Annotated in this window: 16 protein-coding genes and 1 riboswitch; of the genes, 14 read left to right on the top strand and 2 right to left on the bottom strand. The window is 45.7% G+C overall.

Going from position 1 to position 26,819, the window contains the following annotated elements:
- Positions 1-63 precede the first annotated feature (63 nt).
- Both WMO65_RS09555 and WMO65_RS09560 read right to left on the bottom strand, forming a co-directional pair.
- On the bottom strand, positions 64-1,122 hold the full coding sequence (locus tag WMO65_RS09555) for a PTS sugar transporter subunit IIC (protein ID WP_033140635.1): 1,059 nt from the start codon (positions 1,120-1,122) through the stop codon (positions 64-66).
- A 17-nt stretch (positions 1,123-1,139) separates the two neighbouring features.
- Positions 1,140-1,844 (bottom strand): S1 RNA-binding domain-containing protein, encoded by a 705-nt coding sequence (locus tag WMO65_RS09560; protein ID WP_148392011.1) that lies wholly within the window; start codon positions 1,842-1,844, stop codon positions 1,140-1,142.
- Between the two features lie 1,692 nt (positions 1,845-3,536).
- Between WMO65_RS09560 and WMO65_RS09565 the strand changes: the two genes are divergently transcribed.
- The 14 genes from WMO65_RS09565 (at position 3,537) to WMO65_RS09630 (ending at position 26,819) form a co-directional block, all read left to right on the top strand.
- Positions 3,537-5,195, top strand: a complete 1,659-nt coding sequence (locus WMO65_RS09565; RefSeq protein ID WP_033142606.1) for a putative manganese-dependent inorganic diphosphatase — start codon at positions 3,537-3,539, stop codon at positions 5,193-5,195.
- A 31-nt stretch (positions 5,196-5,226) separates the two neighbouring features.
- Entirely contained in the window at positions 5,227-6,735 is a 1,509-nt protein-coding gene (locus WMO65_RS09570; protein ID WP_148392010.1) for a glycoside hydrolase family 31 protein, read from the top strand.
- Positions 6,736-6,759: 24 nt separating this feature from the next.
- On the top strand, positions 6,760-7,344 hold the full coding sequence (locus WMO65_RS09575) for a flavin reductase family protein (protein WP_148392009.1): 585 nt from the start codon (positions 6,760-6,762) through the stop codon (positions 7,342-7,344).
- Positions 7,341-7,847: a shikimate kinase gene (locus tag WMO65_RS09580; protein ID WP_118743497.1), complete on the top strand. Its 507-nt coding sequence runs from the start codon at positions 7,341-7,343 to the stop codon at positions 7,845-7,847. The genes WMO65_RS09575 and WMO65_RS09580 overlap by 4 nt, the downstream gene beginning before the upstream one ends.
- A gap of 251 nt (positions 7,848-8,098) precedes the next feature.
- Positions 8,099-9,391 (top strand): UDP-N-acetylglucosamine 1-carboxyvinyltransferase, encoded by a 1,293-nt coding sequence (gene murA / locus WMO65_RS09585; RefSeq protein WP_033142610.1) that lies wholly within the window; start codon positions 8,099-8,101, stop codon positions 9,389-9,391.
- 92 nt (positions 9,392-9,483) lie between these two features.
- Positions 9,484-10,323, top strand: coding sequence for an AraC family transcriptional regulator (locus WMO65_RS09590; RefSeq protein ID WP_187370559.1), 840 nt, complete (start codon positions 9,484-9,486; stop codon positions 10,321-10,323).
- 71 nt (positions 10,324-10,394) lie between these two features.
- Positions 10,395-11,207: a leucine-rich repeat domain-containing protein gene (locus tag WMO65_RS09595; RefSeq protein WP_148392007.1), complete on the top strand. Its 813-nt coding sequence runs from the start codon at positions 10,395-10,397 to the stop codon at positions 11,205-11,207.
- A 447-nt stretch (positions 11,208-11,654) separates the two neighbouring features.
- Positions 11,655-11,839: riboswitch (cobalamin riboswitch) on the top strand.
- Between the two features lie 151 nt (positions 11,840-11,990).
- Positions 11,991-12,515 carry a hypothetical protein gene (locus WMO65_RS09600; RefSeq protein WP_148392006.1) on the top strand — a complete coding sequence of 175 codons (525 nt, stop codon included), beginning with the start codon at positions 11,991-11,993 and terminating at the stop codon, positions 12,513-12,515.
- 78 nt (positions 12,516-12,593) lie between these two features.
- Positions 12,594-17,840, top strand: a complete 5,247-nt coding sequence (locus WMO65_RS09605) for a hypothetical protein (RefSeq protein WP_148392005.1) — start codon at positions 12,594-12,596, stop codon at positions 17,838-17,840.
- 15 nt (positions 17,841-17,855) lie between these two features.
- Positions 17,856-21,911 (top strand): Ig-like domain-containing protein, encoded by a 4,056-nt coding sequence (locus tag WMO65_RS09610; protein WP_148392004.1) that lies wholly within the window; start codon positions 17,856-17,858, stop codon positions 21,909-21,911.
- Between the two features lie 65 nt (positions 21,912-21,976).
- Positions 21,977-23,161 carry a DUF4430 domain-containing protein gene (locus WMO65_RS09615; protein ID WP_148392069.1) on the top strand — a complete coding sequence of 395 codons (1,185 nt, stop codon included), beginning with the start codon at positions 21,977-21,979 and terminating at the stop codon, positions 23,159-23,161.
- Complete coding sequence (locus WMO65_RS09620) at positions 23,154-24,200, top strand: energy-coupling factor transporter transmembrane component T (RefSeq protein ID WP_148392003.1); 1,047 nt, start codon at positions 23,154-23,156, stop codon at positions 24,198-24,200. Before WMO65_RS09615 ends, WMO65_RS09620 begins: the two co-directional genes overlap by 8 nt.
- On the top strand, positions 24,154-25,953 hold the full coding sequence (locus WMO65_RS09625; RefSeq protein WP_207708204.1) for an ABC transporter ATP-binding protein: 1,800 nt from the start codon (positions 24,154-24,156) through the stop codon (positions 25,951-25,953). Before WMO65_RS09620 ends, WMO65_RS09625 begins: the two co-directional genes overlap by 47 nt.
- Complete coding sequence (locus WMO65_RS09630; protein ID WP_243128790.1) at positions 25,950-26,819, top strand: ECF transporter S component; 870 nt, start codon at positions 25,950-25,952, stop codon at positions 26,817-26,819. Before WMO65_RS09625 ends, WMO65_RS09630 begins: the two co-directional genes overlap by 4 nt.

Genomic DNA, 26,819 nt, shown 5'->3' on the forward strand with positions numbered 1-26,819 from the left:
AAAGCGTCAGATTGTCACATTTTTGACGATTGTTAATGAAAATTTTATAGGATTGACAATATTTTACACTTCCAGCTTCATATCACCATTCTTGATCCAGTTCAGCTTCCGCATACAGTTGCAGAAGAACAGGGACAGAAGTCCCGGCAGCAGAAAATGGATCACAATGATTTTCACCATTACGAGTACGGCTCCCTCTGCGGGAACCATAGTCTGCCATGTCATGATCTGGCCTACAAGCCCTGCGGTTCCCATTCCGGAGCCGGTGGCGTTGTTGGTCATTTTAAATACCATGGTGCCGATGGGTCCCAGAATCGCACTGGACAGGATTACCGGCAGCCAGATGACCGGTTTTCTTACTATGTTGGGCACCTGGAGCATGGATGTACCGATACCCTGTGCCAGAAGACCGGAAACCCCGTTCTCCTTAAAACTTGCCACAGCAAAGCCTACCATGTTGCAGCAGCATCCTACAGTTGCTGCGCCGGCAGCCAGACCGGACAGATTCAGGATAACGCCCAGTGCGGCGGAGCTTATAGGCAGCGTAAGTATCATGCCCATAAGGACAGACACGATGATGCCCATAAGAAACGGCTGCTGTTCGGTTCCCCAGTTGATAAGGGAGCCTAACTGTGTCATCATGCGGCTGATGGGAGGGCCTACAAGTATGCCCACAGCAGAACCGGAGAGGATACCCACAAGGGGTGCCAGGATAATATCCAGGCGTGTTCTGCCTGCTACCAGCCTTGCCAGTTCAATAGCAACATAAGCGGCCACAAAGGCACCGAGAGGTTCCCCGGGGCCGGACAGGATGACAGAACCGTCCTCTGCAAATACGGCGCCCGCAGTGATCTTACCTGCGAAACCGCCCACCATGCCTGCGGTGGCGGCAGAGAGCACCACAAGAGGTGCCTCCTTAAATCTGCAGGCCACACCCACACCGATTCCGGCGCTTGTCATGGCTGCAGCCATCTTGCCGAACTGGTACAGCAGAGTCCCGATATTTCCGCCAATGAGATTTCCTATCTGCTGGATGATCGTGCCGATGATCAGCGTGGCAAAAAGCCCGGAGGCCATGCCGCTCAAACCATCCACGAAAATCCGGTTCAGTAATTTTTTCAATGTTCTGTACTCCTGTCTTAATCCAGTTTGATATTTTTAAACAGGGAACCGAGAGTGGTGGTCAGCTCTTCGCTTTTCGGAATTTCGATATCTTCAAACTCATCCTTCTCTTCCGGCACTTCCTGGAGTGCTTTCATGCTGAGGCTGATCTTGCCGTCTTCATTCTTGATCACTTTAACAGTTACCTTATCGCCTACAGATAAAACTGCTTTCGGGGATTTGATCCTCTTCTGGCTGATCTGGGATACGTGTACCAGACCGGAGATACCGTCACCTAAGTCCACGAATGCGCCGTAGTTCTGCAGTGTCTCAACAGTGCCTTCCAGAACTGTGCCGACTTTGATGTCAGCGATTTTTTCACGTTTCTCAGCGTCTCTTTTCTCTCTTAAGACTTCTCTTGCTGAGAGGACCAGGTTGTTCTCCTCCTCGTTTACATCAAAGACACGGACAGTCAGAGTTTTTTTCAGGAACTCCTCCGGGTCTTCCACATACTGCAGGGACAGCTTGGATACGGGGATGAAAGCGCGGATGCCTTCCACGTAAGCGATAGCGCCGCCTTTTACGATGCCCTCAATGGTCACGTCAAATTCGGTCTTGTCCTCTTTCATCTTCTCCAGCTTCTCCCAGATGTCCATATCCGCATCTCTGAAACTTTCAAAAGAAGCATCGATCTCCTTTGCGAAGTCGTCCATAGTTTCCTGGTTTTTCATTTCTTCTGCCATGATTTTCCCTCCTGTGTCGGTTAGCAAATTCTTTTGCTTTCGATTATATCACAGAAAGGGGAAGGTCTGCAATGTCCGTGTGCAGTTCTTTCTGTTAGCATGTTCGGTTTTGGGGTATGGTCAGGAGTTATTGTATTTTTGTTCAAAGTCCTCAATTGTCTTGGCCCTGGCCGCATATCTAATCCATGGGTCCAGAACTTCGGTGTCGTTTTGCTCCATAATGTTTCTTTGCAGTTTTTCAGATACTTCGCCCAGATCCTTCAGCAGAGTTATAATACCCTCTGCCTTTCCCAGGGCCAGTCCTTCCGCATACAGTTCAAAGTGGATTCCGGCATAAAAATCAGGGTGTCACTGCATGATATGGGGCTGCTGTTTCCGTTTTTCCATATAAAACATGTTTTATGAGTTTTCAATGAATTAAATTGACGCAGGAGGTTTCCTATCCTTCCGAAGACCCCTGCAAAAAATATGGTGAAAAGCACGAATTTTCCGAAAGGACAGACCAGACATAGGTCGGTCCGTTATTATGAAATGATTTAAGATATTTTGAATCCCAAGACAGATTCAAAATCAGAGAGATAATCCCGAAAATTTGCGTTTTCTTAGTTTCACAGGCTTTTCCCGCCGGCAACAGGTATCTCTGATCTATAACTGAAGTTTGCTGTGGTTCAGCCAGGGAGATAACCTAAAATTTCTATTTATATATCATTCGAGAAGTACCAGAGTAATGTTTTTCGAGCCCACCAACTAGAGCCAAGAGCCTGTTTCAGATTATATGTAATATGGGTAGTAGACATGGTCAGGTTCCTTAAGATTACCTGCCAATCTTAAAAACGTCTATCAGATTATGTGTAAAACAAGCAGAAAGGAAGGTCAGAATCTTCTAGGATACCTACAAAAGCTCAAGGCGTCAGTCTGGTTATATGTAAAATACGCAGAAAAGAAGGTCAGAATCTTCTAGGATACCTACGAAAGCTCAAGGTGTCAGTCTGATTATATGTAAAATACGCAGAAAAGAAGGCAAAAGATTACGAAATTACCTACAAAAGCGCAAGAGGTCAGCCTGATTATGTGTAAAACAAGCAGAAAAAAAGGTCAGAATATTCCAGGATACTTACAAAGGCACGGTGCGTCAGTCTGATTAAATGTAAAACAAGCAGAAAAGAAGTTCAAGACCATTCAGATTACCTAAACCCACCAAGTCACCTAACATATTATCTATAAAACAAGATGAGAGCAGCAGTCCCATTAAGATCATATATTTGATTCAGGTAACTCCTCCAGACAGTCAAAATCAGGAAAAACCAGGGTCATCCTTTGTGACTGCTTATTAAATAAAACAAATCCGCGGCGGCCACATATGCATGTCCAACCAGCTGCCATATATGGTCACACTGGTCACCAGGCCAATTTTATCGCAGCATAAAATCTAACAATTGGTACTGAGGACACTGAGCAGTAAACAATAAATTTCCATAACTCTTTAAAATGAAAAAAGGCAGGTAAATTGATATTCTCCCAAAAGTATGTTAGGATGTAACTATTCAACAGGCCAGTGCATTTACTGTACTGACCATAGGAATTCCCCAACAGGGAAACACGTTAAGCCGTCAGGTAAAAATACAATGCATAGACTGGAAAATTCTACAGAAAATTATAATTATTATAGAAGCAAGGGAAAGGACGCAGAGAATGGCAAAACAAGGGAAAATCTATATTATGGGCCATAAAAACCCGGATACGGATTCCATCTGCTCAGCCATCGCCTATGCGGATATCAAGAACCGCTCCGGCGACGGAAGAAGATATTTGGCAAAGAGAGCAGGACAGATCAACAGTGAGACGGAGTATGTACTGAAGCGTTTCGGTATGGAGGCGCCGGGTTATCTGGCAGATGTGGGCACACAGGTGAAGGATATGGAGATCAGGGAGACACCAGGTGTTTCCAGCAGCATTTCCATCAAGGATGCCTGGGCCATTATGAAAGAGAGCAATGCCGTGACACTGCCCATCACAAAAGAGGACGGACAGCTTGAAGGACTCATCACTACAGGAGATATTGCGAAATCCTATATGGATGCCCACGACAATTATTTCCTGTCAAATGCCAGAACCCAGTACAGAAGCATTGCCAACACTGTGGATGGTACCGTGGTAACGGGAAATCCCCATGGATATTTTGTCAGGGGAAAAGTGGTTATCGGCGCGGCCCATCCGGATAAGCTGGGAGAATTTCTGGAGGAGGACGACCTGGTGATCCTGGGTGACAGACACGAGGACCATCTGTGTGCCATCCGCGAGAACGTGAGCTGCGTCATTGTCTGCAACAGTGCTGAGGTGGCGGATAATATCAAGGATGCAGCCGTGAAAAATGACTGCGTGATCATCCGCTCTCCCCTGGATACTTTTACAGTGGCAAGACTCATCAACCAGAGTATCCCCGTAAAACACATTATGAAGAAGGACAATCTGATAACCTTTCAGACCGACGACTTTACGGACGATATCAAGGATGTGATGGTTAAGAACAGACACAGGGCTTTCCCTGTGGTGAACAAGCATGGAAAATACATCGGAACCGTGTCCAGACGAAACCTGCTGGGCATGAAGAAGAAAGAGCTGATCCTGGTGGACCACAATGAGAAGACTCAGGCAGTGGATAATATTGATGCAGCCGATATCCTGGAGATCATTGACCACCACAGACTGGGATCTCTGGAAACCATCTCGCCCATCATGTTCAGAAATCAGCCGGTGGGATGCACTGCCACCATTATGTATCAGATATATACGGAGAAAGCCATGGAAATACAGCCGAACATTGCAGGGCTTCTCTGCGCGGCCATCATTTCCGATACGCTTATGTTCCGTTCGCCCACCTGCACCCATATGGACAAGATGGCAGCAGGGGCGCTGGCCCTCATTGCCGGTGTAAATATAGAAGAATTTGCAAAAGAAATGTTCACAGCGGGAAGCAATCTGAAAGGAAAGACCACAGAAGGCATTTTCTATCAGGATTTCAAACGCTTTACCGCAGACGACACCAACTTCGGCGTGGGTCAGATCAGCTCCATGAATGAGGAGGAGCTGAAGGATCTGAAGAAACGCCTGATTCCGTTTATGAAAAAGGAATGCGGCAAGAACGGGATCACTATGGTATTCATCATGCTTACCAACATACTGGACGAATCCTCAGAGATCATCTGTTACGGGGACGGAAGCGGGAAACTGGTGGAGGATGCCTTTGGTGTGAAAGAGGAGGAGGGCGGCTATATCCTTCAGGGAGTTGTTTCCAGGAAGAAGCAGCTTATCCCGGCCTTTATCGGTACGCTGCAGCAGAATAATAACTAGGACTCTGCGGGGTCTTATACGGGAGGAAGATATGGTATTTCCAATTTTAGAAAATGAATACTGGTACGGCGGATATGTATACGGCTCCTGTGCGCAGCCCTACGATGCCTTCAGTGAAGCAGAGATCGATCTGCGGAGAAATGACAGTACAAATCAGGCAGTACCCTTCTTTGTATCCACAAAGGGCCGCTACATCTGGTGTGAGGAGGGCTTTCTGCTGCATTTTGGCGGCGGAAACATTACAATTGACCGGAATGTGGAACTGAGAGAAGGTTATGTAAACCTAAAAGGCGCGTATCTGGCCGCCTGCAGAGAACATTTTCCTTTCCGGGAAAACACCTTGAGTGATGAGTTTTTCAAAAATCCGGTCTACAATTCATGGATAGAGCTTACATTCTGGCAGAATGAAGAGGATATTCTTCGTTACGCGGATCATATTCTGGAAAACGGCATGCCTGCAGGTGTGCTCATGATTGATGACGGCTGGTCTGACTACTATGGGAAATGGGTTTTCAGCCGGGAAAAATTTCCCCATGCGGAGGAAATGCTGAAGACACTTCACAACAAAGGCTTTTTTGTCATGCTCTGGATCTGTCCCTACATTACTCCGGACACCCTGCAGTACCGTCAGGCAAAGGCTATGGATATTCTCATTAAAAATCCTGACGGAAAGCCTCTCATCACAGAGTGGTGGAATGGCTGGTCCGCTGCCCTGGATCTGTCGAATCCGACGGCTGTAAACTGGCTGGATGAGCAGCTTCAGGCCCTGAGAGCCATTGGCGTGGATGGTTTTAAGTTCGATGGGGCGGACGTGTTCTATTATCCTGACGACATGGTCACTGCCGGCGGTGTCACGTCCAATGAGATGGCACGCCTCTGGTGCGCTTACGCGGAGAAATTCCCGTTCAACGAGCTGCGTATGGCCTTTAAGGCAGGGGGAATGTCCCTGATGCAGAGACTCTGTGACAAGCCCCACAACTGGGGCGAGGAGGGCATCCGGGCGCTGCTGCCCGACACCCTCATGCAGGGGATCACAGGACATCCCTTTGGCAGTCCGGATATGATCGGCGGCGGCGAATACGTGAATTTCCAGGAAAACAGCGGCAATCTGGACCAGGAACTGTTCAACCGGCACAGTGAGATTGCCTGTCTCCTGCCCGTTATGCAGTTCTCCGCAGCGCCCTGGAGAGTGCTTGGCAGGGAAAGCTATGACAGGATATTAAAGAGTGTGAAACTGAGGGAACGCTATGCTGCCAGGATTCTGGAGCTTGCCCACCATGCTGCGCGGACAGGGGAACCCATTGCGCGGTATATGGCATATGAGTTTCCTGAGGGCGGATACGAGAGGGTCAATGACCAGTTCATGCTGGGAGAAGATATTCTGGTGGCACCTATCTGTGAAAAAGGCAGAACATCCAGAAATGTGGCTGTGCCAAAGGGAAAATGGTGTTTTCGCGGCACCGTGATCGAGAGTGAAGGAACCCTCATGGAGCTTACTCCGGAGGACGGAGAGCCGATTGTGCTCGAAAAATGCGAATAAAAACCTTTGAAGAAAGGAAACAAAATGTCTAAAATAGAATGGAAGCCCGGAAACATGCTTTACCCGCTGCCAGCCGTGATGGTGACGGTGGCGGATGAAGAAGGGCATGACAATATCATTACCGTGGCATGGGCCGGGACGGTCTGCACCAATCCGCCCATGGTATCCATTTCCGTAAGGCCGGAGCGCTATTCCTATAAAATGCTCTGCAGCACCAGAGAGTTTGTCATAAATCTGACCACGGAAAAGCTGGCATATGCCACAGATTACTGCGGGGTAAAATCCGGCAGGGATGTGGACAAGTTTAAAATGGCCCATCTCACCAGAGAGGAGGCTTCCCATGTGGGTGCCCCGATGATAAAAGAATCACCGGTTTCCATAGAGTGCCGTGTGAAGGAGATCACGGAGTACGGAAGCCACAGCATGTTCCTTGCGGATGTGCTGGCCGTACATGTGGACAAAGAATACATGAATGAGAAGGGGAAATTTGACCTGGCTCTTGCCAATCCCATTGTCTATTCCCACGGAGAGTATTACAGCCTCGGGAAAAAGCTGGGAACCTTCGGATACAGTGTTAAGAAGAGCAGAAAGAAGAAAAGCAGAAAATGAAAAGAAACATAGTATTGATCGGAATGCCCGGTGTGGGTAAAAGTACGGTTGGAGTCATTCTGGCAAAGGTGCTGGGATACCAGTTCATAGATGCAGACCTGGTGATCCAGGAGAGGGAGAACCGGCTGTTAAGTGAGATCATTGCCCAGGACGGGCTGGAAGGCTTCCTCAGAGCAGAGGAAGATGCCAATGTACAGGTTGCCAAAGATGCCAAAAAGGCTGTTATCGCCACAGGGGGGAGCGTGGTGTACTGCAGCCGGGCCATGGAACATTTATCAGAGACAGGACAGATCGTCTATCTGAAACTGGATTACGATACCCTGGACAAACGCCTCAGTAATTTGAAGGGACGCGGTGTTGTCCTGAAGGAGGGTCAGGACCTGAGAGGACTCTACGATGAGCGCATACCGCTTTACGAAAAGTATGCGGATATCACAGTTGATGAGAAAAATCTGGATGTGGAGGAAACTTTACAGAAAATTGTAGAAAGACTGAAACAGTGACAGAGAATAAAAAATGTCGGTTTATGAAGAAAAAATGAAAATATTAATTTTTGTTTACAAATTGCTTTATCTGTTATAATATAATATTTAAGTCGTAGACTATCTTAGCAGGAAGATAAATCATGAACCTGCCGGAAAGTCTGTCTTTTATCCGATCAGATGAATAAGAAAAGTAAATTTGAAGACGAGATTATGTTTTCTGGTACCGAGTATACCGGCGGGGAGCATAAATAAAATATAGAGGTGTGAATATGGAACAATATGTTATCAAAGGCGGTAACCCGTTAGTCGGCGAAGTGGAGATCGGCGGCGCGAAGAATGCGGCACTGGCCATCCTTGCGGCGGCAATCATGACGGATGAAATGGTTTACATCGAGAACTTACCGGACGTACGTGACATCAATGTTTTATTAGAGGCAATCAGGGAAATCGGCGCATCTGTTGAGAGAATCAGTCCCACAGAGGTGAAGATCACAGGTTCCACCATAGCCAACATCAGCGTGGAATACGAATATATCAAGAAGATCAGAGCGTCCTACTATCTTCTGGGCGCGTTACTTGGAAAATACAAGACAGCGGAAGTTCCTCTTCCCGGAGGCTGCAACATCGGAAGCAGGCCCATTGACCAGCATCTGAAAGGTTTCCGGGCTCTTGGTGCGTCCGTTGATATTCTGCACGGCGCAGTTGTCGCCAAAGCGGAGAGGCTGACAGGAAAGCATATCTTCCTGGACATGGTGTCTGTAGGTGCGACCATCAATATCATGATGGCAGCCGCCATGGCAGAGGGCAATACCACCATCGAGAATGCGGCCAGAGAGCCTCATGTGGTGGATGTAGCCAACTTCCTGAACAGTATGGGAGCCAACATCAAAGGCGCCGGTACGGATGTTATCCGTATCAAAGGCGTGGAGAAGCTTCACGGAACCAGTTATTCCATTATCCCGGATCAGATTGAGGCGGGTACTTTCATGTGCGCGGCAGCAGCTACCATGGGGGATGTCATGGTGAAGAACGTGATTCCGAAGCATCTTGAGGCGACCACAGCCAAATTAGAGGAGATTGGATGTGAGGTGGAGGAATTCGACGACGCGGTACGCGTAGTAGCCTCCAAACGCCTGAAACGCACCCATGTAAAAACCATGCCCTATCCGGGCTATCCCACAGACATGCAGCCCCAGTTTACTGTGGCACTGACACTGGCGGAGGGGACAAGCATTGTGACGGAGTCCATTTTCGAGAACCGTTTCAAATACGCGGACGAGCTCTCCCGTATGGGAGCCAGCATCAAGGTGGAGGGCAATACAGCCATTATTGACGGCGTACACAAACTGACCGGTGCCAGGGTAAGTGCGCCCGATCTGCGCGCGGGAGCGGCTCTTGTCATTGCAGGGCTTGCGGCAGAGGGAATCACCATTGTGGACGATATTGTTTATATCCAGAGAGGATATGAGCGTTTTGAAGAGAAATTAAGATGCCTGGGAGCAGAGATTGAGAAGGTTTCCAGTGAAAAGGATATACAGAAATTCCAGCTTCGTGTAGGTTGACAGGAAATAAAAAAACAGGGATGCTGCGCAGGGCGTGCGGCATCCTATTTTGTTTATCGAAATATGTCGAAAAAGCATGGGGGAAGGTACATATGAAAAAGATCATGGAAGATAAGATACTGGCCTATATAGAGACACATTTGGATATGGAGTACGGGCAGGATGATATTGCAGAAGCTTTCGGCTATTCCACAGATCATTTTCGCCACCTTTTCCGCATGTATTACGATATGCCTCTGGGAGAGTATATACGCAGGAGGCGGCTTCTCAAAGCAGCAGCCAGGATTGGGGACGGAGAACAGATTGGGAATGCCGCGTCAATGTATGGTTTTGAGACAGCAGCCGGGTTTGCCAAAGCGTTTAAGAAGGAATTTGGTTTTCCTGCCAGTGAATTAAAGCGGCAGGATGATATCAGGCTGGATGTGCTGCCTGAGCCGGAATACGACAGGAATCAGATACGCATTTCATTTCTGGAGACACAGGAGCTGAAGATGGCCGGACGGTCAGTCATTCCGGAGGAAGGAGCAGATATTGACCTTCTGGAGGAGGTGGCTTACTGGCTGGACCATGAGTTTCCGGAAATAGATAACGCGGAGCTTTCCGGAATGCAGTGTTTCAAGGATGATTACATAGCCATGTGGTATCATCCCCTGGACAGCCAGGAGATCACATATCTTATGGGGCCTGTCGTCAAAAATTTCTCCTGTGTGCCCGAGGGTCTCATAACTGTGACCATACCGGGGAGGCGCTATGCTGTGTTCGAGACAAAACAGGATTCAGACAAAAAAGAGCTGGCAGAGACCGTGAGATATCTCTGCAAATACATATTCAGGGAATGGGTGCCTGCAAATGATGTCATTGCAGACAGAATGGGTTTTACATTTGAACGGTATTACGGAAATAAAGTTACTGTTTATCTTCCTTTAATATAACCAGTTTGGACAACAAAAATATTCCCTCTCTATGTTATAATGGCACATATGCAAGGCGGGAGTGAAGAAAGATGGAATATTGTGTACTGGAACGAAAAAATGTTATTCGCGCAGCGGAGGAGGATATGCAGATACCAGCCTGTTACCAAATGCTGGGCGTGTGTTTTCTTAAGAATAATATCAAGGTAAAGAACATAAAACTGCCCGCTGTCCGTGTCGTGGGTACAGAGGCGTTTTTTAACTGCACAGCTCTCAGGCATGCAGCGCTGCCCAGAGTATATGTGATCAAGAAGGGTGCCTTCGGCAACTGCAGCAATCTGAGGGAGATACTGCTGCCGAAGACGGTGAGGGAATTGGGAAAAGGCGTATTTGACGGATGCAGGAGGATGGAGAAAGCCCTGTTTGACCCCATGGGAAACTGCAGGATACTGCCGGACATGACATTTGCCAACTGCCGTGCCCTTTCCAATGTCACACTGCCCGAGGTGATGTGGACCATTGGGAATCAGGCATTCTATAAGTGCGAGTCCCTGGAGGATATAAAATTTCCCGAAAAACTGCACAGGATAGAAAACCAGGCATTTTATCAGTGTGGCTTCAAATCCCTGCATTTTCCGGAACATCTGGAAATGATCGGTGAGAGTGCATTTCTAAAATGTAAGAAGCTGGAGTATGTTTTCATTCCGCCGTCGGTGCAGAAGATAGGAAAATGGGCTTTTCATGGCTGCAATAACCTGAAGGTGCTGGAAATCCTCCATGACCCACAGGATGTGGGGGAATGGCTGACCAATAAGAACTGTGTCATCCGCTGCCGCCGGGGAAGTAAGATGGAGACCTATGCGGCGCAATACGGCATCCAGGTGGAATATGCCGACGGCATCTGAGAAATAGTGACATATGGTTACTGTTCACTGCGTGCCCAGTAACACGCTTCGCGATGCACACAAAATGCAATAAATTGCATTTTGGCGCTGGCTAACTCGGGATTTTGCTTCGCAAAACACCTCCCGGGACATTGGCCGTGAATTGTAACGACATATGTACAAAGTAAGAAAATTATTGCGCAGTATATTGACAAATATTACCAAATGAGTTAGAATGTAGCCATATCGAGAATATAGAAAAAAGATTGCAGTTTATTCTGATGCATAATGTCAGAATAATAATGGGAAATCCGATGAGAGTCCGGAACAGATGTAAATCTACTGTAAACAAAGTCAGTACCCGCTGTTTTCCTGTCATGTACAAGGGAGCAGTCTGGGTATATTTATTATGAATCCATAATGCCTTCCTGTATGTACGGGAAGGCGTTTTATAGTTTGAACAGAAAAATTAAATATATCTTCTGTGGTCAGGGCAATAGCCCTGTTTAAAGGAATCCGGTGAGAATCCGGGCAGAACATCCCTGCTGTAAGGGGGACGAACAAAGCAGCAAAGCCACTGGGAATCATTCCCGGGAAGGCGCTTTTAGTAGGACGAACCCAAGTCAGAACACAAACACAGTTGTGGCAAACCAATTATTTGCAGTGTCCGAAGGCATGACGGACGTGTATTTTTTGTACCATTTTTTGAAAAACTTAATAGATTATGATAAGACGAGGGCCCAGTCTTGTTGTGATAGATAGTGCCGGAAGGCAAAAACAAAAATATCATAAGGAGGAAACAAAATGAAAAAAGGTATAAAACGGTTTTTAGGTATCGTATTGGCAATGGTGATGGTGCTGTCGATGAGCATCAGTGCATTTGCGGCTGATACTGATGTTTCGGTAACGGTAACATTGAACGCAGTAGCGGACGGTACACATCCTGCTTTGTCTGGAGAAACCACAGTTTATGTGGCACCTGGAACAGATGTTGAGACAATTGTAAAAGAAGCTTTACCAAAATTAAATCTTAATATTACCCAGGGATACTGGAAGGTGGTGCCGGATTGGCAGGATCCAACAATCACATATAATGCAATAGATGGACTGTATATTGGCGGAACTGGGGAATCGAACCTGTTTTATCAGGGGGCAGCTTACGAATCAGATACAGCATACTATGGTGTTGGCTGGACATATTCTGGCAAAGATGGAGAAACACCTTTGAATGAAAATAATTATATGAGCCAGAATACTATTAACAATGATGGTTCCAGAGTTATACTCAGCTATGCTAACTATTATTATCCAAAAGCAGCTTCTAAATAAAAAGCTATTTTAGAGGTCAGGGCGGTATTTTTATACCGTCCTGTTTTTGGATGAACGAATATATTCTGGAGGAAGATTATGAAAAAAGTATTAAAAGTTTTAAGTTTTATATTTTTAATATCACTGTTTGGATTTGATGTGACCAATGTATGGGCTGCACATGCTGCGGAAGATAATGGCCTGGTACAAATGAGTATAAAAATAGGAAATAAAGAGATTGAATTACAGCCATCTGAGGAAAATTCAAGTATATATGTAGGAGATGGAGGCTTTCAACAATTTTCCGGCGGGTATAAGGTAATCATAGAAGGTATTCTTACAGATTCTGAGAATAAAGTTTCTGAGGTATTTAGTTCGTTAGATATTTATAATGAAGCCGGTACTATGTTTCATAGCTCAGATAAAATAATAGAAAATAAAGTGGTGGATGGCAAGACTCATTTTATCATAACGTATTCTAATATTATGAGTAATAGCCAGATGTACTCCGGAACAGCAATAGTGGGCGCATTTTATTTTGATATTAAAACGGAGAGCCAGGACGGGAAGGAAAATGAATATATTGCTGTATTAGATAATAAGCAGTCATCTTTTGATGAAAATTCCGGGTATCCCATATTAGTTGAATATGTAGGTGTAAATAATAATGAGACAGGAGAGATCCTGTCAGGGGACACAGAGATGATAAACACCTCTGACAGTAAATATCATTATGCCGTAATACCAGACGATGTGAATGATTTTTCTATAGTGGTTAACAGAAAGCAAAACAAAATGGAGACGATAAATTTTAGTGCCATTACAAAAAGTTGTTTTTATTGGATGGGTATAGGAAATAACCATATCTCTGTAAACGGCAGTTCATTTCAGCGGTTTGATGTGAATAGCAATATTTATCAGGGAAAGTATAGCAGTCCGGCAATACAGGCACATAAAGGATTGAATGTAGTCAATCTGTCATTTATGATAGGCGTACCGCCTATAGGCATGGATTTAGATTGGAGCACAATGCCTCCGGTAATGAAAATCCTGGATACAGACATTAACGTACCTGGGTTAGACAAATCAGGTAATTTTAAGGGGAGATATGTACTTAATATACCTTACATCTTTTATTGGGATGGGGAGGAGACGGAAACAGTACAAAGCAGTGATACAAGTATATCTGAAATAAAACCGGTATCTTTTCCGGAAAATTATGTATTTCCCATAGAATATAAGATAGCCTTAGATAAGGATACGGGTGATTATATTCTCAATATTCCTAAAACATCAAAAAATAATAAGCTGCTTTTAGGGATACTTCCTTCATCTGCGGGAGCACAGGTAAATGTCATTGGCAATGAGAAGAGCGAAGGCGGATATTTTGACGACGGTAAGGGGGAATGCGGTAATTACTATGGGATTAATTTAGAGGACCCCAGTATTGAAACAGATGAGAATGAAAATAAAATAATTAAAGTTGAAGTTACGGCGCCGGATGGGAAAAGCAAAGAGATACATAAAATAAGGGTAATGCGTAAATCAAGTGAATGTGTATTAAATTCTCTGTCTATAAATGGCGGTTCTGTGGATTCGCTGGATGAACAACTAAAAAGCGGAGAAAAAAGCTTTATACTTGAGCTTGATTCTGACGATGGTCCGCTGACATTTGAAGATATACAAATATCAGATAATGCCTCTTGTACCGTAAATGGAGAGGAGATAGAAGGAAGCGCGGTAACGGTAAATGCAGATGATATCACCCGTCTGGAAGTCACGGCAGAAGATGGATTAAATTCAACATTATATATTTTCCTTCACCAAAAGCAGGATGGCGCACTTCCATATTATTCTATATCAGATGAAACAAAATCTCTGGCAAAAGATATACTGGAAGGCTGGTATGACCGCCCGGAAAAGGATAAAAAGAATTTGGCTGGTTCCTGGCCCATATTTATGGCAAGTGCAACAGCTACAGAGGAAAATAATAATTTAGATGGTGCGGCTGTTAATGATGTGAACAAAAATACATATAATCAGCCAACGGATTATGCCAGGACAATTCTCCAGTTGATCATAACGGGTGAAAATCCCTATAATTATAATGATGATAAGGGAAATAATCTGGTTGAACATTTGGAAAAGAACTGGACGGGGCCTTATGCAAATACAATATGGGCATTAATGGGACTGAGAGCGGCAGGCGCGAATATACCGGATGGATTGGTAGATGATGTAGTAGGACTGGCTGCTTCAGATACCTTTGATCTGGACATGCGGGCATGGGCATTGGGGGCTGTCGCAGATTTGGTGTCCCCGACAAAGCTGGCATCGCTGGTAGAAGGATTCCGTTCGACACTGATTACCGAGGGAGACGAAGCCGGAATGTTTTACAACTTCTGGTATAAGTATGCGAATACCATATCTCACGGCTGTGTACTTGAAGGAATGGCAGCAGCAGGAATAGATATTGAAAAAGTCTTTGCAGTAAGCGATACAATTACACCATTAAAGGCGCTCCAGAGATATCAGTTGGAGGATGGGTCCTTTTGGTATGATATCAGCCATACAGAATCTATGTGGTCAAAAGATGCGATTATAGGTTTGGGAGATACTGTACATGGTGATAACGTATGGAGTCGTTATGCCCTGACTCTTGACAAATATGATAACCTGATTGATACGGCCATGGAGTGTTATGGCGAAGACGGTTCCTCTATTACTGATGAAACCAAGAGAAAAGCTCTGGAGGATGCTCTGAATACAGCAAATTCGGCACGTGCAGATGCGGAAAGCATTCAGGGGCTTGGGGACGAATATTATGCGTTATACGCAGCCGTTGCAGATGTGGATTATACATTGGTAGGACAACCTCAGGTAAGAGTCTGCAGTTATGAAGAGTCCCTGCAGATTGACGCTGTAATTGAGTCTATCAGTAAATTGGAAGATTTAGCTTCTGTAACAAAAGAATCAGTTCAGACTGCCGGAAGTGCCTATGAAGCCCTTGGCGGTGATGATGCAGAATTAAAGGAAAAGCTTCAGGGGTATGTTACAAATAAGAGCATTTTGAAAAAAGCAGAAGCCTATCTGAATTTCTCCGAATTAGTGGATGTTGTGGGAGAAGTAACCTTAGAAAGCGGACAGGCTATTCAGGATGCGGAAGCTGCATATGAAAACTTAGATGTGTCCTATAAAGACGATCAGTCATTTGCGGACAAGTACCAGGTATTGCTGGGCAGCAGAAAAGTATATGATGTACTGTCAGCTATTGCGGCTCTGTCGTCTGAGATCACTTTGGATGATGCAGATACAGTGGAAAGCATCCGCACATCATATGACGCTCTTACAGATGATTTGAAATCAAAAGTTAGTAATGCGTCCGCTCTTATACAGGCTGAAAAGACAATAAAAGATTTAAAAGCAGTTAAGAGTGTGGAAGCGCTGATCGCAGAACTGCCTTCTCCGGATGAGGTGACGGCAGAGGATGAGGCTGCTATTCTGGAGGCATACAGTAACTATAATCTGCTGACATCTGAACAGAAAGCAATGGTAAATGCTGAATTGTCGGAGAAACTGGAAACGGTTTATTCTGCACTTGATCAGGCGAAAAAGGATGCGGCAGCTGTAAAAGATGTGATTGATAATATTGCAAAACTGGAAAATTTTGATGATGTCACACTGGAGGATCAGGAGTTTATCAGAAATGTGCGCAGTCTCTATGATAATTTGTCCTCAGATGCACTTCGTTCGCAGGTGAGTAATTATGATCTGCTGGTTGCGGCGGAGAAGAAACTTGAGACACTTGCCAAAGAAAATTTGTTGAATAAAGTTGAGAACCTCCCGTCACCGGATGAATTGGAAGGAACAAAGCCGGATGGATCTGATATCCAGATGACAGAAGAAATCCTGCGGGCAATTGCTGATGCAGTCAGCACATATCAACAGATGGATGATGCACAGCAGAAGATATTTGCGAATGAGAATCCCGATGCATATGAAAAGTTAATGACATTAAATACGATTGCGGAGCAGTACGAAGGATACGTGAATGAAGTCCTTGCACCTATTGTTGCAAGAATCGCAGCGTTTGAACTTCCTGTAACAAAATTCAATCTGGGAGAGGCTGGCGATCTGCTTACAAAATATGAGGCCAATGAGGATGCACGTACTTATCTTGACAGCATTGTCTGGGAAGACGGAACAAAGCTCGTTGACAAGATGGCTGCTCTAAAAGAGCAGATAGGACAGGTGAATGAGGATCTTACGCAGGCAGCAGCAGTAGATGCTATGATTGAGAAACTGCCGTCTGAGGTGACTGCAGATAATCTGTCGGATGTGAAAGCGGCACTGGAAGCGATCAAAACTGCTTATGAGGCATTAAGTGAGCAGGCGCAGGAGTATGTGAATGATACAGGCACATGGAACACTGTGGAGTCATTGGTAAAGAACTTCGAGAAATCACAGGAGAATGCAGAAAAAGTACTTGAAATGATGAAGGATGCTGTGGATGAAGATGCTTATGAGCTGACATCTGAAGAAATTATTACAGTGTTGAAAAGTGCGCAGGAGGCATACGATGCCCTGACACCGGCTGAACAGGCATTGATACCGGCTGATGCTGTTGGGAACATGGAAACTTTGAAGGAGAAAATATCCAAGACTAAGACCAAGGATTCTTCAGAGAACAATCTGGTTACATACAAGGGAAACATTCCATGGGATGTAGTCATCGAGATAGAATCAGTGGCACAGTCAGATAATTCCTATACAACACTCAGTGGAAAGCTGGATACAGATAAGAAAGCTTCTGTTATGAAAGTATTTGAAATCAAAGCGTACAGAGTACTTGCCGATGGAACGAAAACAGATTTCATGGTAAGCGGAGGATTAACCTTTGTTGTACATACAGGAAATGATCTTACGGGTAAAACCATAGTTCTCGCTCATCTTCTGGACGATGGAACCATCGAGTATCTGGACTGTAAAGCAGATGGCAGTGATCTTACATTTACTGTGAAAAGTCTGTCCGCGTTTGCAGTCGGAGAGGTCAAGACAACATCCGGAACAGATGATGAAGAGAAGGGTAACAACAATAATAACAATAATAACAACACAAACGGAAGCGGAAATAATTCTGGTTCCGGAAATAAATCAACATCCGGCTCTTCCAACAATAATTCTTCAGGAAGCGGTAATAAGTCCACTACTACAGGAGGAAGTACCGGTGTACCTAAAACAGGAGATACACTGGCATCTCAAATGGACATTATGAATCTTCTTGTACTTGCCGGAAGCTTTATCCTGTTTGCATGCCTGAAAAAAAAGAGAGAGAATAACAGATAAGAAAAGAGGAAGCATATGAACAGAGGGAAAATGACATTAAAAAGAATATGGGCTTTCCTGATGGCATGCTTTCTTGGGCTGGGATTGGCGCTGGGAAATCCGGCGCCGGTTATGGCCAAGGATGCGTCCAGCTCCGTGATTTTATCCGTAGAGCGTTTTGCTCTGGGGAAGGGATGGGTGACAGTGCCTGATGTGGTGCCGCTGCAGAACGGAGATACGGTGGCTACGCTTCTGGAACGGTATATGGAAGAACAGGGATACCCTTGTATTGTTAAGCGGGATAGCTCCTATGGGTGGTACCTGGAGGGAATTACTGATGCGGATGGGGATGGACTTCCTCTCAGCATACCTCAAATTATCAAAAACAAAGCAAAAAAAGATGGATATAAGCTGGATGACAGCCTGATAAATGAGTACAAACCAAACCTCACAGAGTATTCATATTCAAAAGAAAGCGCAGGAACCACAACATCCGGATGGATGTATTCGGTCAATGAAGAGTTTCCGGGATATAGTATGAACGGTTATAAACTGCAGGGCGGAGATGTTGTCCGGGTGCAGTTCAGTTTATATGGGACGGGGCTTGATGTGGAAGGGACTAATGCCTATGATTCCATTTACAAAAAGGCTGATAAATCACAATTACTGACTAAGATTGCTTATATTAATCAGGATACAGAGTCCTGGCTTCCGGAAGAAGCAGACAGAGAGGCATATGATACAGCGCTGACAGTAATGCAGAAGCTGAATGCCTCACAGAGTGAAGTGGACAAAGCACTGGAAAATCTGCCTCAGACACAAACAGTTTGGCCGGAGACCGTGGTTTTGTCAAGCAGTACCCTTAGTTTGTATGATAATGACAGTGCAGTGCACCTCAGTGCGGATATATATCCTCAGGAGACTTTATTTAAAAAAATTGCCTGGAGTTCTTCTGACGAATCCATAGTCAGTGTTGACAATAATGGAAATATTATACCTCATGCACCTGGAGAGGTGGATATTACAGCAACCGCTCAGAACGGCGTGAGTTCTTCATGCAGGGTTACGGTTACTTACAGGCCATATACAGCCATTGGATTGGATAAGACGGCATTATTCTTTCAGGCAGAACAGACATACCAGTTCCAGGTGACCGGCACACCATCTAATGCGACAGAAGAACTCCAATTGGAGTGGAGCAGCAGCGACGAAAATGTGGCTGTAGTTTCCCAGGAAGGGCTTGTGACTGCAGTCTCAGCGGGAAATGCAGTTATTACGGCTGTAAAAGCAGGAAGTCAGATATCTGCGTCTTGTCAGGTCACAGTGGGTAATGCTATGGAGATGGCAGAAGCAGCAGCGGGGCTGATCAGAGCACTTCCGAAAGCCGGAGAACTGACGATTCAGGATTCCGCTCAGGTGGCAGTAGCATCGGGAGTATATCAGTCGTTGTCTGAGGAGGCTAAAACGTATCTTGAAGACCGGGCAGAGCTGGAACAGAAGCTGGACAGGTGTGTATCCATGATGGAGGCTCTGCAGAAGAAGTATGCAAATGTAGCAGCAGCAGAAGAACTGATAGGGCAGATTCCTTCTTTATCGGCACTGACCATTGACAGCAGCAAGACAGTGGAGGAAGCCCTGACCGTATATGAAGGTTTGAGGGCAGAAGAAAAGATTTTGATCGATACTTCACTTAAGAACAAGCTGGACAGCGCAGTAAAACGTATGGAAGAATTAAAAGAGCACGTGAATACAGTAAACAGTATCCTGGCATCTCTTCCTGAAACGTTAACCCTGGAGGAAGCTGAGCTGATTGGTCAGGCCGCAGAAGAGTATAATAATTTGGATGACGCGCAGAGGGCACAGCTTTTTACCGGTGCCGAGGAACGGCTGTCACAGGCACTTTCTGCATTGAACCAGTTGATCACTGAGGCAGCGGAGGTCATGGACACTACTGCTAAAGTAAATCTTGAGGCGGCAGAGACAGCAAATTTTCTCAAAGCAGCAGAAGCTTTTGATCAGTGGAAGGATTTGCTGGCCGTAAGTGAGAGTACAGCCAAAAAGATTCAGGATGTTAAGAATTGGATTGGAAGCAGTATCCATAGCCAGAACGGTGTGACTGCAGATAGTTACTGGTATATTAAAACAAATGCAGAAAAAACCGGGGATACCCGGGAGGCTGAAAAAGCAATCCGTAAAAAATATAAGAACGCAGAGGATTGTAAGTCAGCATGGAATTTGTCTTATACTGACATCAGAGATGGTAATAGTTATGAGCAGGAAAAAAATGTAACCATGACTTTTTCAGTGAGCAAACTGTCTTCTATGGAGAATCCTGTCCTTTTTTCCTATAAAGATGGCAAACTGAAAAAAATGAAGGCGGAGATAAATTCTAAAGCAGATACGATTTCCACCAAGGCAAAAACAGATGGAATGTATTTGATAGTGAATGTCCCTGTTCCTCTTACCGGGCTGAGTATGGAGAGTCAGATCCAGATTACAAAAGGCAACAGTAAAACGCTGACTCCAGAAAAAGTACCGGCAGATGCAACCAGTAAGGTGAATTATGTGTGGAAAAGTTCAGATTCTTCCGTTGTATCTGTGGACAGCAGTGGTGTAATTACAGCTAAAAAAGAAGGTACAGCCACTGTGACAGCTTCGGTTAAAGGCAGATCATCTATTAAGGCATCTGTAAAAGTAAAAGTCATAACAAAAGCGGACTCTCTGTCCCGTTCCGTGTCAGATGTACTGGCAGAGACAAAGGCATATGTTCTTGCCACAGATAAAAACCCCACTGTTGGAAGCGAATGGTATGTGATCGCTCTTGCACGGGGAGGGATGGATTTAAATGACAGTTATTTTTCTACATATTACAATCATCTGGCAAATTATTTAGCAGTGAAGAAGGGGGTGCTGACTGACACTAAAAAGTATTCTGAGTACAGTAAAACTATATTAACAGTAACTGCAATAGGCAAAGATGCGCGGAATGTGGCAGGTTATAATCTTCTTGAATATCTGTCGGATTTTAACAATGTCAAGGCACAAGGCCGCAACGGCCCTATTTGGGCTTTGATCGCCCTTAATTGTCATCCGGATTATACAATCCCTGAAAAGTCAGGAGTATCCAATCAGACAACAGAACAAAAACTGATAGATTATATTGTGGATGCACAGGTAAGGGACGGCGGCTGGACACTGACCGGATCAACAGCAGATTCGGATATGACAGGAATGGCACTTCAGGCTTTGGCACCCTATTATAAGAAAGACGGATATGATAAGGTGACAAAGGCAGTTGATAAAGCTCTGGATAATCTCAGTTCCATGCAGTTGTCAAGTGGTGGATTTGGTACCATGAATGTGGAAACCTCAGAGTCGGGAGCACAGATTCTTACAGCGCTGAGCGCATTAGGGATAGATCCTCAGACAGATGCAAGGTTCATTAAAAATGGTAAATGGATTGTGGGGAATATGATATCTTATCATATTAAAGACAGCGGGTTTATGCACGTGAAGGACGGAGCGGAAAACAACGGTGGTGCCGAGCAGGGAACAGTGGACGGTCTTGCAACAGGGCAGGGGTTCTATTCCCTGGTAGCATATCAGCGTTTTCTGGATAAGAAGACAAGCCTTTACGATATGTCGGATTTGATTGTGCAGCCGGGAGGCCCAGGTGATGGAAGCGGAACCGGTCTGCCGGAGGAAGAAACTTCAGAATCAGTGCAATCGAAGCAGACGGGAACTTCTCAATCGTCATCTTCAGGCAGCAGTAAGACAGCATCAGGAAGCAGCAATAAGAAGACAGCGGCCGGCAGTACAGCTAAGAAAAAGACTGAAGAAAACGATTCCAAGAAAAAAGAGAAGGATACACTCTGGAGTTTCAATGGGGACACATATGAGCCGGAAGTCAGAGAAGAAGCCGGAACGGATGCGTCTGAAGATACAGAAGAAACAGCAGCGGACAGCAGCGGAGGTGAGAGTAAACAGGGACTGGCCAGGATTTTCAATAAAAATACACTGCCGTATATTCTCTGTGTAGCCTGCGGAGCAGCAGTCATTGGTGTCTGCGTTTATTTTAAAAAGAAAAATTAGCATTGAAAAGAGGGAAAGTGCATTAGGGCACTCTCCCTTTTGGTGCTGTGTTGGAGGCGAAACAAATGAAAAGGAAGAGAAAAGTATTCCTGGTCCTTTTAATTGCTTTTGTAATTTTAATAACCGGAGGATGCAGCCAGAAGGTAAAAAGTGATCAAATCACACAGCTTGACAGAGTAGAAACCACAGAGAAAAAGGGTACATCAGCCAAAAAACTTGAAAAGATAAATCAAATACCAGATGACGGTATTATTACAGCCGCTCAAATGGATACGATATCCGGTGAAGATGGTCAATTCCAATTTTCCGGAAAGGATCAGGATAAAGGGATTACTTATGTATGGACCTATGAAGGAAAACGAATCAAAAACCCTGTTGATCAGAATCTAAAAGTTGAATTTTCTGATGCCAAGATAGAAGAGGTAAAAAAAGCCGGGGGAAATGCTCCGTATGGCCTGGCCATTACACTGCAGAAAATGAATTTGGCGGCGCCGGCAGCTCTGGGCCTTACTTTAAATGAAAAGTGGGATGCAGATAATGCCGTTTTATGCAAATATGTGGATGGAGAAGCAAGGAAGGTTTGTGATGTGGTTGTAGGATCTGTCTCCGGAGTCGGGGATAAGGCGCTGACTAATCTTGCTTTTAATGTTTTAGAAGTAGGTGACACTTATTATATACTTGCCGGCAAAAGTAAAGAAGATAATGAGGAAAACAAAGGCGCAGAGGAGAAAACAAAAAATAACGGAAACAATAATCAGCAAAGTCATGAGGTAGACAATTCACCGACAGGTAATAATCAAAATGACTCAGAACAGGCTGCAGAGACTCAGAGCGGGCAATCGTCCCATACCTGCACCATATCGATTGAATGTTCCACAATTCTCAATAATTGGGATGATTTAAATGAAGCAAAAGCGGATTTTGTACCCTCAGATGGGTGGATTCTATATACCTCTGAGGTAGAGTACTCTCCGGGTGAAACTGTGTATGATGTCTTGTACCGGGTGTGTAAAGATACTTCCATCCAAATGAGTGCAAAGTATACACCTGCCTATGGTTCTTACTATGTGGAAGGCATCAACCAGCTCTATGAGTTTGACTGCGGCGAATTGTCCGGCTGGATGTACAGCGTGAATGGCTGGTTCCCAAATTACGGCTGTTCTCAGTATGAAGTCAGCGATGGTGACATAATCGAATGGCGCTACACCTGTGATCTGGGCCGTGATGTGGGAGATCAGTATTATGAATAAACGGTCGGATGCATTTTCAGCCTGCCATCCTGCTGTAAATTTCTTTTACTTCATGCTTGTACTGCTGGTCACCATGTTTCTCAGCCATCCGGTCCTTCTGGGCATTTCCTTTTTGGGCGCATTTTTCTACGCGGTGCGCCTGAAGGGGTGGAAGGCTGTGGCAAAATTCAATTTGATCTTCACGCTTCCCGCTATGGTGATCGTGGCATTTATCAACCCGGCGTTTAACCACTATGGCGTCACTACGCTTTTTTATCTGAAGACAGGGCCGGTGACGTTGGAGGCTATTGTGTATGGAATCGTTCTGGCCTCCATGCTGTTTATTGCTATATTGTGGTTTTCCTGTTATAACGAGGTTATGACCACAGATAAGTTCGTCTACCTGTTTGGCAGGGTGATTCCGGCGCTTTCCCTGGTGCTTTCCATGGTATTCCGCTTTGTGCCGAAATTCAATGCACAGGTAAAGGTCATACGAAACGGGCAGAAATGCGTGGGACGTGATATGAGCAATGGAAAACTGATAAAGAAAATCCGTTATGGACTTACGATCCTTTCCATCCTGATCACCTGGGCCTTGGAGAACGCCATAGACACCTCAGATTCCATGAGGGCCAGAGGATACGGCCTGAAGGGCCGCTCTTCGTTCTCCATCTATCACTTTGACAGAAGGGATGTGACGGTCACAGGTATTCTGGCCGGGCTTCTTGGGGTATGCCTCTTGGGATTTCACTATGGGTTTTCCTTTGCGCAGTATGATCCGGTGATTAAGATTGGCGGTATCCCGCTGACGCCTTGGAGCGTAATTACCTATCTGGCCTGGACGTTTATATGCTTTTTCCCCTTCCTGCTGGGATTATGGGAGGATGAGAGCTTTAAGAGACTGGAGAAGGAAATGCGTATGGATAGGGATATCCCCTGGTACTTAAAGGAAGATGAACCGGGCAGTGAGCAGAAGGTTTTGAAGACAGACATGACATTTACAGAATATATGAATGGCGGGAAAGAAACAGAGGGAGGAACGGAATGTGAATTGTATTGAAATAGAAAAGTTCAGTTTTCTGTATCCCCAGCAGACGGTACCTGCGCTGGCCGGGGTTGATATGACAGTGGAGGAGGGCAGCTTTGTTGTGCTGTGCGGAAAAAGCGGATGCGGAAAAAGTACACTTTTGAGACAGATGAAGACAGTCCTTGCCTCCCATGGACAGAAAAGCGGATGTATACGGTATTTTGGAACAGAGCTTGAAGAGGTGGATGAGAGAACCCAGAGTGCGGAGATTGGTTATGTGCTTCAGAATCCTGACAACCAGATCGTGACGGACAAAGTCTGGCATGAGCTGGCTTTCGGACTGGAGAGTCTTGGCTATGACAGTGCCACCATACGGCTCAGAGTGGCTGAGATGGCTTCTTATTTCGGAATACAGGCATGGTTCCTGCGCAATGTAAACGAGCTGTCAGGAGGCCAGAAGCAGCTTCTGAATCTGGCCTCTGTTATGGCTATGCATCCGAGGCTGCTGATCCTGGATGAGCCTACATCCCAGCTTGACCCCATAGCAGCCTCGGATTTTCTGGAGACAGTGAGGAAGATTAACAGGGATGTGGGAACCACGGTCATCCTTACAGAACACCGCCTGGAGGATGTGATCCCCTGGGCAGACCAGGTATATGTCATGGATGGCGGCAGAATGATCGCTGACGGCACGCCCTCAGAGATAGGGCGGAAACTCAAGGAGCTGGGGCACGATATGTTTCTATCCATGCCCACGCCTATGCAGGTATATGCCGGGGTGGAGAGCAGCCGGGAGTGTCCCCTGACCGTAAGGCAGGGAAGGAGATGGCTGGAAAAGGAGCTTGAAGACCTTCAGCTAAAGGCCGCCGAGTGTGAAGAAAACAAAGGCGGAAACGGCAGGGAAACAGAATCCGTTCATCATGAGGCAGAATCCGTCAGGAAGAAAACCCATGTATCTTCAGAGAAGGAAATACCGGAAATACGTCTCAGAGATATCTGGTTCCGCTATGAGCGTGAGCTGCCCGATGTGGTGAAGGGACTTTCCCTGGATGTAAAGAAACGGGAAATCTTCGCGCTGGTGGGCGGCAACGGCACCGGCAAAAGTACCACCATGAATCTGATCGCCCGTATCCGCCACCCGTACAGAGGGAAAATATGGCTGGAGGGGAAGAGTATAGATAAATACACGGATAATGAGCTGTATCATGGCTTCCTCGGCGTAATGCCCCAGAATCCCCAGAGTCTTTTTGTGAAGAAGACAGTGCGGGACGATCTGTATGAAATGATTGACGGGAAAAAAGAAAAAAAGAGCGACGCTTTTTCCATAGAAATGAGCAAGAGAGATGCTATTGCGGGAATTGTGTCCCTGACAAAGCTGGAGAATCTTTTAGACCGTCATCCCTATGATCTGAGCGGCGGAGAACAGCAGCGGCTGGCACTTGCAAAGGTGCTGCTGCTGCGCCCCAGAATCCTGCTCATGGATGAGCCTACGAAGGGGATAGACAACCACTATAAACAAGAACTGGGAGAAATCCTGCGGAAGCTGACAGAACATGGTGTTACCATTCTTCTCATTTCCCATGATGTGGAATTCTGTGCGCAGTACGCGGACCGGGTGGGTCTGTTCTTTGAGGGAAATGTGGTGACAAATAAACCGGCAAAAGAATTTTTTGCGGGAAACAGTTTCTATACAACCGCTGCAAACCGTATGTCACGACAGTTCTTTCCTGACGCGGTGACCGTGGAGGATGTGGTTGCAGGAGTGGATGCATACGTCAGGAGGTGAACAGTATACTACGGGATGATAAATTAGATGATTTTCTGGATGTATTTTGGGATGAGAAGAATGCGGACTCCGTGGATACGGATTTTTGGGAGGAGCCTCAGGAAAAGGAGAAACTTAATTATCTGGAATACAGTGACTTGATGGCTGTCCCGAAAAATAAGGGGAAACTGCCGCCCAGGACTCTGGCGGCTATATTTCTGATCGTGGTCATGATACCTGTGACCATATGGGTGGGGATACATTTTTTCAATGACAGGAAATATCTACTGATCAGTCTGTTCATTGTGTTCTATTCTATGATACCGTTTTTTCTAACCTTTGAGAGCCGAAAGCCACAGGCCAGGGAAGTGTTGATCATCGCAGTGCTCACAGCCATAGCGGTGGCCGGCAGGGCGGCGTTTTTCATGGTACCCAGTTTTAAGCCGGTCATGGCGTTTGTGATCATATCGGCAGTGTGTTTTGGGGCGGAGTCCGGATTTTTGGTAGGGGCACTTTCCATGCTGGTGTCAAATATGCTGTTTGGGCAGGGGCCATGGACGCCCTGGCAGATGTTCTCCATGGGCATCATCGGGTTTCTGGCCGGAATACTGTTCCAGAAAGGATGGCTGAAGGCCAGGAAGGTTTCTCTCTGTATCTTTGGTTTCTGGGCAGCCCTGTTTATTTACGGAGGAATCATGAACCCGGTGTCGCTGCTTATGTCCTCCTATGCCATAACGAAGAGGAACCTTCTGGCTATCTATATATCAGGGCTGCCGGTGGACATGGTGCACGGGGCTGCGACGGTTATCTTTCTTCTGCTTGCCAGTAAACCCATGATCGAGAAGCTGGAGAGAATCAAAATAAAATACGGTTTGATTGAGGAGTAG

Origin of the sequence: Blautia caccae (assembly GCF_040095955.1) — a bacterium.
Taxonomy (GTDB): domain Bacteria; phylum Bacillota; class Clostridia; order Lachnospirales; family Lachnospiraceae; genus Blautia; species Blautia celeris.